This window comes from Amycolatopsis lexingtonensis, from assembly GCF_014873755.1.
Classification (GTDB): domain Bacteria; phylum Actinomycetota; class Actinomycetes; order Mycobacteriales; family Pseudonocardiaceae; genus Amycolatopsis; species Amycolatopsis lexingtonensis.
In genome coordinates this window covers 3047393-3061138 of sequence record NZ_JADBEG010000001.1, presented here as the reverse complement: position 1 = coordinate 3061138, position 13746 = coordinate 3047393, and the positions used below count along the sequence as shown (strand labels likewise).

General features: G+C 72.1%; 9 protein-coding genes. 4 read left to right on the top strand and 5 right to left on the bottom strand.

The features are described 5' to 3' along the window. The first annotated feature begins 151 nt into the window (after window positions 1–151). Window positions 152–1795: a sensor histidine kinase gene (locus H4696_RS13915; RefSeq protein WP_086864757.1), complete on the top strand. Its 1644-nt coding sequence runs from the start codon at window positions 152–154 to the stop codon at window positions 1793–1795. A gap of 110 nt (window positions 1796–1905) precedes the next feature. Beyond that, the gene (gene ctaD, locus H4696_RS13910) at window positions 1906–3615 is read left to right on the top strand and encodes an aa3-type cytochrome oxidase subunit I (protein ID WP_086864758.1); all 1710 of its coding nucleotides are present in this window, start codon (window positions 1906–1908) and stop codon (window positions 3613–3615) included. Here ctaD and H4696_RS13905 read toward each other — a convergent pair whose 3' ends face one another. Genes H4696_RS13905 through H4696_RS13890 form a run of 4 tightly spaced genes read right to left on the bottom strand, consistent with a single transcriptional unit; the run spans window position 3616 to window position 9941 of the window. Next, window positions 3616–4086, bottom strand: coding sequence for a GyrI-like domain-containing protein (locus tag H4696_RS13905; protein WP_086864759.1), 471 nt, complete (start codon window positions 4084–4086; stop codon window positions 3616–3618). It lies immediately after the preceding gene. Window positions 4087–4091: 5 nt separating this feature from the next. Beyond that, on the bottom strand, window positions 4092–7508 hold the full coding sequence (cydD, locus tag H4696_RS13900) for a thiol reductant ABC exporter subunit CydD (RefSeq protein WP_192782307.1): 3417 nt from the start codon (window positions 7506–7508) through the stop codon (window positions 4092–4094). After that, the gene (gene cydB / locus H4696_RS13895; RefSeq protein ID WP_086861146.1) at window positions 7505–8524 is read right to left on the bottom strand and encodes a cytochrome d ubiquinol oxidase subunit II; all 1020 of its coding nucleotides are present in this window, start codon (window positions 8522–8524) and stop codon (window positions 7505–7507) included. Before cydB ends, cydD begins: the two co-directional genes overlap by 4 nt. 16 nt (window positions 8525–8540) lie before the next feature. Further along, complete coding sequence (locus H4696_RS13890; RefSeq protein WP_086861144.1) at window positions 8541–9941, bottom strand: cytochrome ubiquinol oxidase subunit I; 1401 nt, start codon at window positions 9939–9941, stop codon at window positions 8541–8543. Window positions 9942–10105: 164 nt separating this feature from the next. Between H4696_RS13890 and H4696_RS13885 the strand changes: the two genes are divergently transcribed. Then, window positions 10106–10744 (top strand): response regulator transcription factor, encoded by a 639-nt coding sequence (locus H4696_RS13885; RefSeq protein ID WP_086861142.1) that lies wholly within the window; start codon window positions 10106–10108, stop codon window positions 10742–10744. Window positions 10745–10783: 39 nt separating this feature from the next. On the opposite strand, the gene H4696_RS13880 is transcribed toward H4696_RS13885, so the two are convergent. Continuing rightward, on the bottom strand, window positions 10784–11752 hold the full coding sequence (locus H4696_RS13880) for an Acg family FMN-binding oxidoreductase (RefSeq protein ID WP_192782306.1): 969 nt from the start codon (window positions 11750–11752) through the stop codon (window positions 10784–10786). A 147-nt stretch (window positions 11753–11899) separates the two neighbouring features. Between H4696_RS13880 and H4696_RS13875 the strand changes: the two genes are divergently transcribed. Further along, window positions 11900–13594 carry a sensor histidine kinase gene (locus tag H4696_RS13875; RefSeq protein ID WP_169735007.1) on the top strand — a complete coding sequence of 565 codons (1695 nt, stop codon included), beginning with the start codon at window positions 11900–11902 and terminating at the stop codon, window positions 13592–13594. Window positions 13595–13746: the final 152 nt, after the last annotated feature.

Below are 13746 nucleotides of genomic sequence, written 5' to 3'. Positions count from 1 at the left end.
GCGGGCAAAACCGCCCGAAATTACGGTGAATGATTCACCGTAATGACGCACACCGCGGCTTGACCCGCACCCCGTCCGAAGCGGGACACTGTTTCGTGTGAGCCGGACGGGTGATGAGCAGGACAGACTGACTTTCCCGGACCTGCCGCGGATGGAACTGGACCAGCTGCTGGGCCAGCTCGTCGAGCGGGCCCAGGAGGTCATGGGCACCCAGGGCCGCCTGCGCGGCCTGCTGCGGGCGAGCCAGGTGGTGGCCGGCGATCTCGACCTGCCGACCCTGCTGCGCCGGATCGTCGAGGCGGCCCGCGAGCTGCTGGGCGCGCGGTACGCGGCGCTCGGCGTGATCGGGTCGGACGGGCAGCTCGCCGAGTTCGTCCACGTCGGGATGGACGAGGAGACGGTGGCGCGGGTCGGGCGGCTGCCCGAAGGAAAAGGCCTGCTCGGGGCCGTGGTCGAGGACCCGCGCCCGATCCGGCTGGCCACCATCGGCGACGATCCCCGCTCGTCCGGGTTCCCCGACGAGCACCCGCCGATGCGCAGCTTCCTCGGGGTCCCGATCCGGGTCCGCGGCATCGTGTTCGGCAACCTCTACCTCACCGAATGCCGGCACGGCGAGTTCACCGCGGAAGACGAGCAGCTCGCCCTCGCGCTGGCCGCGACCGCGGGCCAGGCCATCGACAACGCGCGGCTCTACGAGACCGCGCGGAAGCAGCAGGAGTGGCTCGCGGCGTCGGGGGCGATCATGCGGGAGCTGCTCTCGACCGGGTCCGGGCGGCCGCTGGAGCTGATCGCCGGGCACACCCTCGACCTGGCGGACGCCGATCTCGTCACCGTGGTGCGTCCCGACGGCGAGCGGCTGCGCATCGAAGTCGCGGTCGGCCTGGGGACCGAAGAGCTCGCCGGGAGCGTCCTCGAGCCCGACGGGACGATGTCCGGACAGGTCTTCACCACCGGTGCGCCGCTGCTGGGGTCGTGGCTCGACCGGCAAGCGCGGTCCGACGCCGCCGATCCGCTCCGCGCCGGGCTCGACGCCGTCATGGTGGTCCCGCTGACCGGGGCCGGCCAGGTGAACGGGGTGCTCACGGCGGCCAGGAAGATCGGCAGGCCGGGGTTCACCGCCGACGACCTCGCGATGGCGGCGGGTTTCGCGAGCCAGGCCTCGGTGGCGATCGAGCTGGCCGACGCGCGCGCCGAGCAGCAGCGCAGCGAGCTGTACGACGAGCGCGACCGGATCGCGGTGGAACTGCACAGCGACGTGGTCCAGCGGCTGTACGCGATCGGTCTCTCGCTGCAGACGACGGCGGGGGCGGCCCGCTCGGAAGTGGTGGCGCGCCGGGTGCGCACGGCGATCGCGGACCTCGACTCCGTGATCACCCGGATCCGTGACACGGTCTTCGAGCTCGACGACGTGCTGCCCCGGGCCGCGGCCAGCGTCCACGACCGGGTCCTCGAAGTCCTGGCCGACGTCGGGGCCGAGCTGGGGTTCACGGCGTCGACGGAGTTCTCGGGCAAGCTGGACGCGATTTCGCCGCCGGAGCTGGCCGACGAGCTGGTCACGGCGTTGCGCGAGGGGCTGTCGCTGATCGCCCGCCGCACCGGCGCGGTGTCGGTTCAGGTGGCGGTGCGGTCGGCGGAGGGGCGGCTGAGCGTGGTGCTGGCGCACGACGGCAGCCCGCTCGCCGCGACACCGGAGGAGGCGCCGGCGCGGATCGCCGAACTCGCGCGGCGAAGGGGCGGCGCCTCGGAAGTGCGCGAGCGCGAACTGGTCTGGTGGGTGCCGCTCTCGCAGAGCTGAGGCGGAACGAAGGACTTCGGCCACGCCGCTGAGGACTTTCGTCCCTAAACGGCGCGACGGCTTTCACGATCGACTGTCTCCGGCCTTCTTCCGGGAGACAGGAGTTCTTCGTGGCGGCGACCGTACCGAAGCCGATCACCCTCAGCGTGTCGCCGGCGCGCCGGCGGATCAAGGGCGCCTGGCTGCTCCAGGTGCTCCGGACGACCGATCACAAGCAGATCGGGGTCATGTACCTGGTCACCACGTTCGCCTTCTTCCTCATCGGCGGCGCGATGGCCATGCTGATCCGTTCCGAGCTCGCGCGGCCGGGCCTGCAGTTCCTGTCCCAGGAGCAGTACAACCAGCTGTTCACCATGCACGGCACGGTGATGCTGCTGCTCTACGCCACCCCGAGCGTGTTCGGGTTCGCCAACTTCGTCCTGCCACTGCAGATCGGCTCCCCGGACGTGGCGTTCCCGCGGCTGAACGCGTTCTCCTTCTGGCTGTTCCTCTTCGGCGGGCTGCTCATGCTCTCGGGGTTCCTCGTCCCGGGCGGCGCCGCCGACTTCGGCTGGTTCGCCTACACACCCCTGTCCAACGCCATCCATTCACCCGGTGTCGGCGCGAACCTCTGGATCGTCGGGGTCGCCGTCGGCGGGCTGGGGACGATCCTCGGCGCGGTCAACATGGTCACCACCATCGTCTGCCTCCGCGCGCCGGGCATGACGATGTGGCGGATGCCGATCTTCACCTGGAACATCCTCGTCACCAGCATCCTGGTGCTGATCGTGTTCCCGATCCTCACCGCGGCCGGGTTCGGGCTGCTCGCCGACCGGCTGATCGGGGCGCACGTGTTCGACCCGGCCAACGGCGGCACCGTGCTGTGGCAGCACCTGTTCTGGTTCTTCGGCCACCCGGAGGTCTACATCCTGGCCTTGCCGTTCTTCGGGGTCGTCTCGGAGATCCTGCCGGTGTTCTCCCGCAAACCGCTGTTCGGCTACCGGAGCCTGGTGTGGGCGACGTTGTCGATCGCGGCGCTGTCGGTCGCGGTGTGGGCGCACCACATGTACGCCACCGGCGCCGTGCTGCTGCCGTTCTTCTCCATCATGACGTTCCTGGTCGCGGTACCGACCGGGGTGAAGTTCTTCAACTGGATCGGCACGATGTGGAAAGGGCAGCTGTGCTTCGAGTCGCCGATGCTGTTCTCGGTCGGGTTCCTCGTCACCTTCCTCTTCGGCGGTCTCTCCGGGGTGCTGCTCGCCGCGCCGGCGATCGACTTCCACGTCTCCGACACCTACTTCGTCGTCGCGCACTTCCACTACGTGCTCTACGGCACGATCGTGTTCGCCACCTTCGCCGGCATCTACTTCTGGTTCCCGAAGATCACCGGCCGGATGCTGGACGAACGCCTGGCCCGCTGGCACTTCTGGACGACCTTCATCGGCTTCCACACCACGTTCCTCGTCCAGCACTGGCTCGGCAACGAAGGCATGCCGCGGCGCTACGCGGACTACCTGTCCACCGACGGCTTCACCACCCTGAACACGATCTCCACGGTCGGTGCGTACCTGCTCGGCGCTTCGGTCCTGCCGTTCCTGTGGAACGTGGTGAAGAGCTACCGGTACGGCGAGATCGTCACGGTGGACGACCCGTGGGGCTACGGCAACTCGCTGGAGTGGGCGACCACGTGCCCGCCGCCGCGGCACAACTTCACCGAGCTGCCCCGGATCCGCTCCGAGCGGCCCGCGTTCGAACTGCACTACCCGCACATGGTCGAACGCCTCCGCACCGAGGGCGACATCACCTTCACCGGCAAGGCGAAGCCGCCCAGCCACCGCTGATCAGTGGATCCGGTACGGCTGAACGACTTCGGTCCGCCACGAGCCGGGATCCGGCTGGTCTTCCGGCGACGTCAGGTAAACCTCCCACGCCGGGCCGGCCAGTTCGCCGTCGTGCTCGTGCACCCAGCACGCGAGCGCGCCGTACGCGGGTTCCATCGTGTCGTACGAGCCGGTGTGGACCGTCTCCGCGACGGGCCCGCCGGGCAGCGTCGACGGCCGGATCCCGGCCACGGGCTCGATGGCGGTCGCGACCGGGAACCCGGCTTCGACGTGGAATTGCCCCTCGGCCTCGGGGTGGTACCGAGCGAAGGGCGGGCCGGCGGGCGCCGAGCCGTGGGCGGCCAGTGCTTCGGCGACCGCACGGTACTGCCGGCCCAGCCAGGCCCCGATCTCCGAGACGTCGAGCGTCGCCTCGGCGACGGCGGTCTGCTGCGCGTTCCGGTTCCGGATGCGGATCTCGTAGGTCTTCACACGGGTCAGCTTCGCGCCGGACGCCGGGACGCCGCCAGGGTCCTCCGTCCCCGGCCGGTGGGCCGACCGTCCTCGCGCGGGGAACCGCCGGTGCCGGGCAGGCGCACCGCGGGCAGCGAGGCGAATTCCGCGGGCCGGTGCGTCACCACCAGCGCCGACCGGCCCTCCGTCGCCGCCAGCACGTCGGCCGCCAACGCCGCCGCGGTGGGGGCGTCCAGGTGGGCCGTCGGCTCGTCGAGCAGCAGGATCGGGCGGTCCGACAGCAGCGCGCGAGCCACGCCGACGCGCTGGCGCTCGCCGCCCGAGACCGGGGTTCCGTGGGCGCCCAGGGTGGTGTCGAGGCCGTCCGGCAGTCCGGCGAACCAGGGGCCCAGCTGGGCCCGTTCGAGCGCGGCCCGCAGGTCGGGATCGGCGGCGGCGGGCCGGGCCAGCCGGAGGTTCTCGCGCAGCGTGCTGTCGAACAGGTGGGTTTCCGGCCCGCACCAGGCGATCCGCTCCCGGACGGAGTCCCCGTCGCAGGCCAGCGTGTCCGTCCGGTCGAGCAGGACCCGGCCCGACGACGGGTCGAGGTAGCGCATCAGCGCCGCGATCACGGTGCTCTTGCCCGCGCCCGAACGGCCCGTCAGCGTGATCCGGCGGCCTTGGCCGATGCGCAGGTCCACCTCGTGGACCGCGTCGCGCGGGGCCGAGGGCCAGCGGACCGACAGGCGCTCCGCCGTCAGTTCGGCGGCGGCCGGTGCGGTGGCGGTGCCCGCCATGTGAGGCGCGGGGAGGGCGTCCAGCTCGGCGAGGCGACGTGCGGAGCCCGAAGCGCCGAGCAACCGCTGCGCCGCCTCCGGCAGGCCAGCCACCAGTTCGGCGGTCGCGAGCGGCATCAGGGCCAGCACGGCGAGCGCCGGACCGGAGATCGTCCCCGCCCGCACCGCCAGGACGCCCAGTGCCAGGCACGCGACCGAAGTCAGGCCGACGCCCAGCGTCGCGATGCCGCCGCCCAGCCCGCGCCAGGCCGCGGACCGGCGGTTGAGGGCCGTCACCGCGGCGTCGAGTTCGCGCAGCCGCACGTGCCGGCGGGCCGCCGCGTCACAGGCGATCAGGTCGGCCGAAGCCTGTAGCAGTTCCACGGTGCCCGCCGTGAGGTCCGCGCGCAGCCGGGCCGTTTCGCGCTGCGCCCGGCGGGCCGCCAGCGCGGCGACGACCGGCGCCAGCACCCCGGCCACGGCCAGGCCCAGCGCCGCCGCGAGGCCGGCGCCCGGCAGGAGCACCCCGAGGGTGACCGCGGTCGCCGCCAGCACGAGAACCGTCGAGACGCCCGGCACCAGGCCGCGGACGAGGACGTCCTGCTGGCTGTCCACATCGGACACGAGCCGGTGCAGCAGGTCGCCCCGGCGCAGGCGGGCCGTGCCCGCCGGGCCGATCCGGACCAGCTGGGCCCACACTCGCACCCGGAGGTCGGCCAGCGCCCGCAGTGCCACGTCGTGGGACAGCAGCCGCTCGACGTACCGGAAGATCCCCTTCGCCAGGCCGAACGTCCGCACCGCGACGATCGCCACCATCAGGCTCAGCACCGGCGGGTGCAGGGCCGCGCTCGCGATCAGCCACGACGACGTCGCGGTGAGCGCCACCCCGCAGCCCAGCGCGGCGGTCGCGGCGAGACACGCCAGCGCCAGCCGGAGCCGGTGCGGGCGGATCGCCTCGCGCAGGGGGCGCCACCGGGAAACTTCCCCGGTGGGCTCGTCGAGTTCGGTGATGCCAGCCGGCTGGGAAATCGGGCCGGGCGCAACAGACGACACCGCTGCCGGGACGGCGACGGTGACCGGCCCGCCGAGGGAGACGACGCGGTCGCACCGCGCCAGCACGGCGGGGTGGTGGCTGACGATGACGGCGGTCCGCCCGGCGAGCACCTTCGGCAGCCGCTCCAGGATGGCGGCCTCGGTTTCCGCGTCGACGCCTTCGGTCGGTTCGTCGAGCAGGATCAGCGGCCGGTCCAGCAGCACCGCGCGGGCCAGCGCGACGCGGCGGCGCTGCCCGGTCGACAGCCCGGCACCCAGCTCGCCGACCACAGTGGACAGTGCGACGTCGAGCGCCGCGGTGTCGGCGGCGGCCAGCACGGCGTCGTCGGTGGCGTCGGGACAGCCCAGCCGGATGTTCTCGGCCACCGTGCCCGCCACCAGGTGCGGCTGCTGCGGCACCCAGGCCAGGTGCCGGTGCCAGGTGGCCCGGCCGATGCCGGCCAGGTCGACGTCGCCGGCGAGGATCCGGCCCGAGTCGGGCCGGCGCCAGCCGAGCAGGAGGTCGAGCAGCGTCGACTTGCCCGCTCCGCTGGGCCCGGTCACGCCGACGACCTCGCCGGGCGGGAGCCGCAGGCTGAAGCCGTCGAGGACCGGCCCGGACCGGCCTTCGACGGTCACGTCCTCGCAGCGCAGTGCGACCCGCGTCAGGTCGGGCACGACACCGGTGCCGTGGTCGCCGGACGGCGTGCCGGCGAGCGCGATGATCTCCTCGGCGGCGGCCAGGCCTTCGGCGCTGTCGTGGAACCGCGCGCCGACCGCCCGCAGCGGCAGGTACACCTCCGGCGCGAGGACCAGCACCACGAGCGCGGTCTGCAGGTCGAGTTCGCCGGCGAGCAGCCGCAGGCCGATCGACACCGCCACGAGCGCGACCGACAGCGTGGCCAGCAGTTCCAGGGCGAGGGCGGACAGGAACGCGACGCGCAGCGTCCGCATCGTGTGCGTGCGGTACTTCCCGGTGATCTCGCGCAACGACCGGAGCTGCGCCCGGGCCCGGCCGAACGCCGTGAGCTCGGCGAGCCCGGCGACGAGGTCGAGGAAGTGGTTGCTCAGCACCGAAAGCGTCTTCCACTGGCGCCGGACGTCGCGCTCGGTGTAGCGGCCGATGAGGATCATGAAGACCGGGATGAGCGGGACGGTCAGGCCGATCACGGCCGCGGCCACCCAGTCGGCGAGCAGGATCCGCGCGCCGACGACGAGCGGCACGACGGCGGCGATCAGCAGCTGCGGCAGGTACCGCGAGAAGTAGCCGTCCAGCCGGTCGACGCCGTGCGTGGCCAGTGCCGCGACCTCCGCGGGGGAGCGCTCCGCCCGGCGCGGCCCGATCCGCAGCGCGGCCGCGACGACGGTCTCCCGCAGCTGCGACAGCGCGCGGGCGGCGGCGCGGTGGGCGGTCGTCTCCGACAGCCAGGTCACGCCGGCGCGGGCGAGGACGACCAGCGAGAGCATGCCGATCGGCACCAGCAGGGCCCGGAAGGTGAAGCCGTCGAGGAACGCCCAGGTGATCGTCTTGGCCAGCAGCTCGGCCTGGGCGAGCACCAGCATCGCGGTGAGCGCGCCCAGCGCCGCGCAGGCCAGGACGAACGGCCGGACCGCGCTCGCGTGGCGCAGCAGCCGCGGGTCGAGGGGCTTCACCGGCGGCTCGCGGGCAGGCCGCCGCCGGCGGGGATCGACGTCCGGCTGATCCGCTTGCGGAACACCCAGTACGTCCAGGCCTGGTAGGCCAGCACGATCGGGGTGAACACGACCGCCACCCAGGTCATGATCCGCAGCGTGTACGGCGTCGAGGACGCGTTCGTCGTGGTCAGGCTGAACGCCGGGTCGGTCGTGGAGGGCAGCACGTCCGGGTAGAGCGCCCAGAACAGCGTGAAGGTGACCGCGATGATCGCGCCGGCCGTGCTCGCGAAGGCGAGCCCGTCGCGCTCACCTGCGGCGAACAGCACGCCCGCGGCCAGGAGCAGGGCCGCGACGGCCGAGGTGAGCCACGTCCAGCCGCCGTGCTCGACGGCGGTGTAGGCGAGGAATCCGCCGCCGGTCACGATCGCCGCGCCACCCAGCGCGCGGCTCAGCGTCCGGGCCCGGTCGCGCAGGGCCTCGGTCGTCTTCAGCGTGAGGAACACGGCCCCGTGGAAGGTGAACAGGCTCAGCGTGGCCAGCCCGCCGAGCAGCGCGTACGGGTTGAGCAGCGTGAAGAACGAGCCGGTGAAGTGGTGCTGGGCGTCGAGCGGGACGCCGTGCACGATGTTGCCGAACGCCACGCCCCAGAGCAGCGCCGGCGCCGCGGAACCGGCCACGATGACCCAGTCCCAGGTGGTGCGCCAGCGCGGGCTGTCGATCTTGCCGCGGAACTCGAACGCGACGCCCCGCAGGATCAGCGCGACGAGCACGAGCAGCAGCGCCAGGTAGAAGCCGGAGAACAGGCTCGAGTACCAGAGCGGGAAGGCGGCGAAGGTGGCACCGCCGGCGACGAGTAGCCACACCTCGTTGCCGTCCCACACCGGGCCGATCGTGTTGATCAGCACGCGGCGGTCGGTGTCGTCGTGGCCGAGGACGCGCAGCAGCGTGCCGACGCCGAAGTCGAAGCCTTCCAGGACGAAGTAGCCGGTCCAGAGGACCGCGATGAGCAGGAACCAGATGTCGGTGAGGGCCATGACGGTTTCTCCGGCGTCAGTAGGCGAAGGCCGCGGGCCGCGGCTCGTCGGAATCGGTGTCTTCGCGCGGAGCTTCCGGTGGCGGGGGACCGGCCTTCGCGTAGCGGACCATCAGGACGCCGTCGACGACCGCGAGGACGCCGTAGAGCACGGTGAACACGATCAGCGAGGTCAGCACGTTCCCGGCCGAGACGGTGGGGGACACCGAGTCGGCGGTCTTCAGCACGCCGAAGACCGACCACGGCTGGCGGCCCAGCTCGGTGAAGATCCAGCCGACGCTGTTGGCCAGGAACGGCAGGGCGAGGCCGGCGGTCGCGACGGGGAAGAACCAGCGGGCGCGCGGGGTGCGGCCGCGGCGGAACAGCCAGAGTCCGACCAGGGAGATCAGCAGGCAGAGGAAGCCGAAGCCGATCATCAGGCGGAACGTCCAGTAGGCGACCGGGATGTCGGGCCGGTACTCCCCGGGCCCGTACTGCTGCTGTTCGGCGGCCTGCAGGTCGTTGATGCCCTCGACGCGGCCGTCGAACTTGCCGGTGGCCATGAAGGACAGGACGCCGGGCACGCGGATGCTGAACCTCTCCTGCGAGCCGTCGAGCGAGCCGATGGTGAACAGCGAGAACGACGCGGGCGCGACGGTGTCGTAGAGCGCCTCGGCGGCGGCCATCTTCATCGGCTGCTGCTCGGTCATCAGCCGGGCCTGCAGGTCACCGGTGACGATGACGCCCAGGCTGGCGACCAGCACGGTGACCAGCGCGAGCTTCATCGACGGCCGGAAGACGTCGACGTTGCGCTGCCGCTTGATCTGCCACGCGCTGATCCCGACGACGAACATGCCGCCGGTGAGGAAGCACGCGGTGATGGTGTGGGCGAAGGCGCCGACGGCGGTCGAGTTGGTCAGGACGGCACCGAAGTCCTTCAGCTCCGCGCGGCCGCTCGCGGGGTTGACCGCGTAGCCGACCGGGTGCTGCATCCAGGAGTTGGCGGCGAGGATGAAGTACGCCGAGAGCAGCGTGCCGGTCGCGGCGAGCCAGATGGTGGCCAGGTGCAGCTTCTTCGGCAGCTTGTCCCAGCCGAAGATCCACAGGCCGAGGAACGTCGACTCGAGGAAGAACGCCAGCAGGCCTTCGATGGCCAGCGGCGCGCCGAAGATGTCGCCGACGAACGTGCTGTAGTCCGACCAGTTCATCCCGAACTGGAACTCCTGCACGATGCCGGTCGCCACGCCCATGGCGAAGTTGATGAGGAACAGCTTTCCCCAGAACTTCGTCATCCGGCGGTACTTGTCGTTCCCGGTCCGCACCCAGGCCGTCTGCATCCCGGCGACCAGGAAGGACAGCCCGATGGTCAGGGGGACGAAGAGGAAGTGGTAGACGGTGGTGATCCCGAACTGCCATCGGGCGAGGTCCAGGGCGTTCATCCGGTTCTCCTGCTCGCGCGGACGCTGGTGACCACGGAAGCATCGGGGCCGGGGGCACTCCGGCGAGAGGGTCCTTGGTCACTTCCCGGACGGTCCCGGGTCCCTGGAGCCCAGGGCCCTGTGGTCGTAGGCTGACCTTCGACAAACCGTTCACAGGAGGTCGAATGCTCCGCGTATTCCTGGTCGACGACCACGAGGTCGTCCGTCGTGGTGTCGCCGACCTGCTCGACGAAGACGAGAACCTGACGGTGGTCGGCCAGGCCGGCACCGTGTCGCAGGCACTGGCGCGGATCCCGGCGCTGAACCCCGACGTCGCCGTGCTGGACGTCCGGCTGCCCGACGGCAACGGCATCGAGCTGGCTCGGGAGCTGCGGTCGAAGCTGCCCGAGCTCAAGTGCCTGATGCTGACGTCGTTCACCGACGAGCAGGCGATGCTCGACGCCGTGATGGCCGGGGCCAGCGGGTTCGTCATCAAGGACATCAAGGGCATGGACCTGGTCTCGGCCGTGCGGGACGTCGGGGCGGGCAAGTCCCTGCTGGACGCGCACGCCGCGGCGGCGCTGATGGCGCGGCTGCGCGACAGCCAGGTCAAGAAGGGGCCGCTGGCCGACCTGTCGGACCAGGAGCGGAAGCTGCTGGAGCTGATCGGCGAGGGCCTGACCAACCGGCAGATCTCGGAGCGGATGTTCCTGGCCGAGAAGACGGTCAAGAACTACGTCTCGCGGCTGCTGACCAAGCTCGGGATGGAGCGGCGCACGCAAGCCGCCGTGCTGGCCACCGAACTGCGCAACCAGCGGAGCTGAGTGGCCCGGCGGCGGGCCGGTGACCGGCCGCCGCCCGGGTCACCCGAGCACGTCGTCGAGGGAACGCCGCGGCGTCCACGGCACCGGGGTGCCCCGGCCGATGCGCAGCACGATCTGCGGCCAGAGCCCGCCGCCGAGCAGCTGGCGCAGCTCGGCCCGGACGGCGGGGACCTCGACCGGCTGGGAGATGAAGGACGCGTCCAGCCCGGCCGCGGTCGCGGTGAGCAGGACCCGCTGCATGGCCTGACCCGCCCGGATCCGGTCGACCGCGGTGTCGTCGAAGGAGCCGATGACCACGACCAGCGGCTCGGAGCTGTCGGTCCGGCCGCGCGGCCGGACGCCGAAGTCGCGCAGGACCCAGCCCCCGTTGTTCGACGGCATGGCACCGGCGGCGTACTCGGGGACGCCGTCGCGGGACTCCGGGCTGCGTCCGGTCCACAGCCGCCACTCGTCGAGGAAGGCCGGGTCGGCGATCTGGGTGTGGTGGGCCTTGTGCACCAGTTCTCGCAGCCCTTCGAGCTGCTGCGTGTCCAGTTTCGGCAGCCAGGCCTGCTCCACCTCGGCGGCGTGACGCAGGCTGTTGACCACCGACGGCGGGACGGCGCCGTCTTCGAACGGCGTCCGGTTGGTGTGCCGGCGGGGGATCGCCGCGGCCAGCTCGACCAGGCGGGGATCCGGGCGGCGGGCCGCGAACGGCCGGACGACGGCCAGCAACGCCGGGTCGTCGCGGCGGGGGAGGAGCGTCGTCGCCGGGTGGGCGCCGAGTGCCTGGATGGCGGTGCGCAGGTTGAACAGCGCGGCGCCGCAGGAGAGCAGCAGCTCGCGCTGGTCGGCGTCGGCCACCGGCAGCGCCCGATCCGGGTCGGCGTGCAGCTCGAGGCCCGCTGACGTGCAGTGGAACCGCCAAGGCTGCGTATTGTGCGTCGAGGGCGCCAGGACCGCGGCGCCGATGACGGACTTCACCTGATCGGCGTCCAGCAAGCCGATCGAAGTGATGGGTAGTGTCATGGTTTCCCCTCGGTGCCGCGGAGCGGCACACTGATGATCCGAAAGCTTCCGTCGACGGTCTCTCGTGCCGAGGTGCCGCGGAAAGGGGACAAAGTCACCGATGATGCGGAGGCCTTGGTGAGTGAAGCCCGGCACGAGCCGCGCCGGATGGCGGGCACGCTGTCCGGCCTGCGGCTGCGCGAACTGCTGCGCGACCTGCAGGACCGGATCGAGCTGCTGATCGGCACGCGCGACAAGATGGACGGCTTGCTCGACGCCGTGCTCGCGGTCGCCTCGGGCCTGGAGCTGGACACGACGCTGCGGCGGATCGTGCAGGCGGCGATCGAGCTCGGTGAGGCGAAGTACGGCGCGCTGGGCGTGCTCGCCGAGGACGGTTCCCTGTCGGAGTTCGTCTACGTCGGCATCGACGACGAGACCCGGCAGCTGATCGGTGACCTGCCGACCGGCCACGGCGTGCTCGGCGTGGTCATCGACGAGGCGAAGCCGCTGCGCATGGAGGAGATCTCCGCGCACCCGGCCTCGGTCGGCTTCCCCGCGCACCACCCGCCGATGCATTCGTTCCTCGGCGTGCCGGTCCGCGTGCGCGACGAGGTGTTCGGGCGGCTGTACCTGACGGAGAAGAAGAACGGCGAGCCGTTCACCGACGACGACGAGGTGGTGGTCCAGGCGCTGGCCGCGGCGGCCGGCATCGCGATCGAGAACGCGCACCTCTACGAGCAGGCGCGGGTGCGGCAGCAGTGGCTCGCCGCGACCAGCGAGGTGACGACCGAGCTGCTCGGCGGCACCGATCCGGCCGAGGCGCTGAACACCATCGCGAGCCGCGCGCTGGAGCTGACGGGTTCGGACGTCACGATGCTCGCGCTGCCCGACTCCGGGCGGCTCGACGTGGACGAAGACGGCGGTGACGACGCCGACGACCTGACGGTCACGGTCTGCGCGGGTGCCCGGGCGGCGGAGCTGTCGGGCACGCACATCGACCTCGACGCGAGTGTGCCGGGCGCGGTGTACCGGGACCGGACGCCGCGCAGCGTCGCGGAGATCGCGTTGCGGGAGCACCGGCTCGGGCCCGCGCTGGTGGTCCCGCTGCGGGCCGGCGACCGGACGACCGGGGTGCTCATCGCGGCGCGCGAACGCGGCGCGGCGCTGTTCGAGTCGGCGCAGCTGCCGGTGGTGGCGTCGTTCGCCGACCAGGCCGCGCTGGCGCTGCAGCTGGCGGCGCAGCAGCGGACCGCGCGGGAGCTGGACGTGCTCGGCGACCGCGACCGGATCGCGCGTGACCTGCACGACCACGTCATCCAGCGGCTGTTCGCGGTGGGGTTGTCGATGCAGAGCACGCAGCGCCGGACGAAGTCGCCGGAGCTGCAGAAGCGGCTCGGGGACAGCATCGAGCAGCTGCACGAGATCGTGCTGGAGATCCGGACGGCGATCTTCGACCTGCACGGCGGCGTCGCGGGGGAGACCGGTCTGCGGCTGCGGCACCGGCTGCACGACGCGATCGCCGAGCTGACCGACGACGCCCCGGTGCACCCGACGGTCAGCATGGCCGGCCCGCTCGACGCGCTGCCCACCCAGCTGGCCGAGCACGTCGAGGCGGTGGTGCGCGAAGCGGTCAGCAACGCGGTCCGGCACGCGGAGGCGTCCTCGGTGTCGGTTTCGGTGGCGGTGAAGGACGACCTGATCCGCGTGGTCGTCGTCGACGACGGCAAGGGACTGCCCGAAGGGGTGACGCCGAGCGGGCTGGGCAACCTGCGGGACCGGGCGGAAGCTTCGGGCGGGTCGTGCACGCTCGGCAGCGGTCCGGAAGGTGGCGTGCGGGTGGAGTGGGTGGCGCCGGTCGGCTGAGCGAGCGTCCCGAGGGATTTCTGTCCGATCGGCGTGTTCGGTGACGATCGGCTAGCGTCTGTCACGCGGGTCGGCGCGCTCCCTCCCCCTCGGCTCGCCGGCCCGCGTCCCGCCACCCCGTCGCGGTTCCCCGCGTGGTCCGGGCCGTCGCC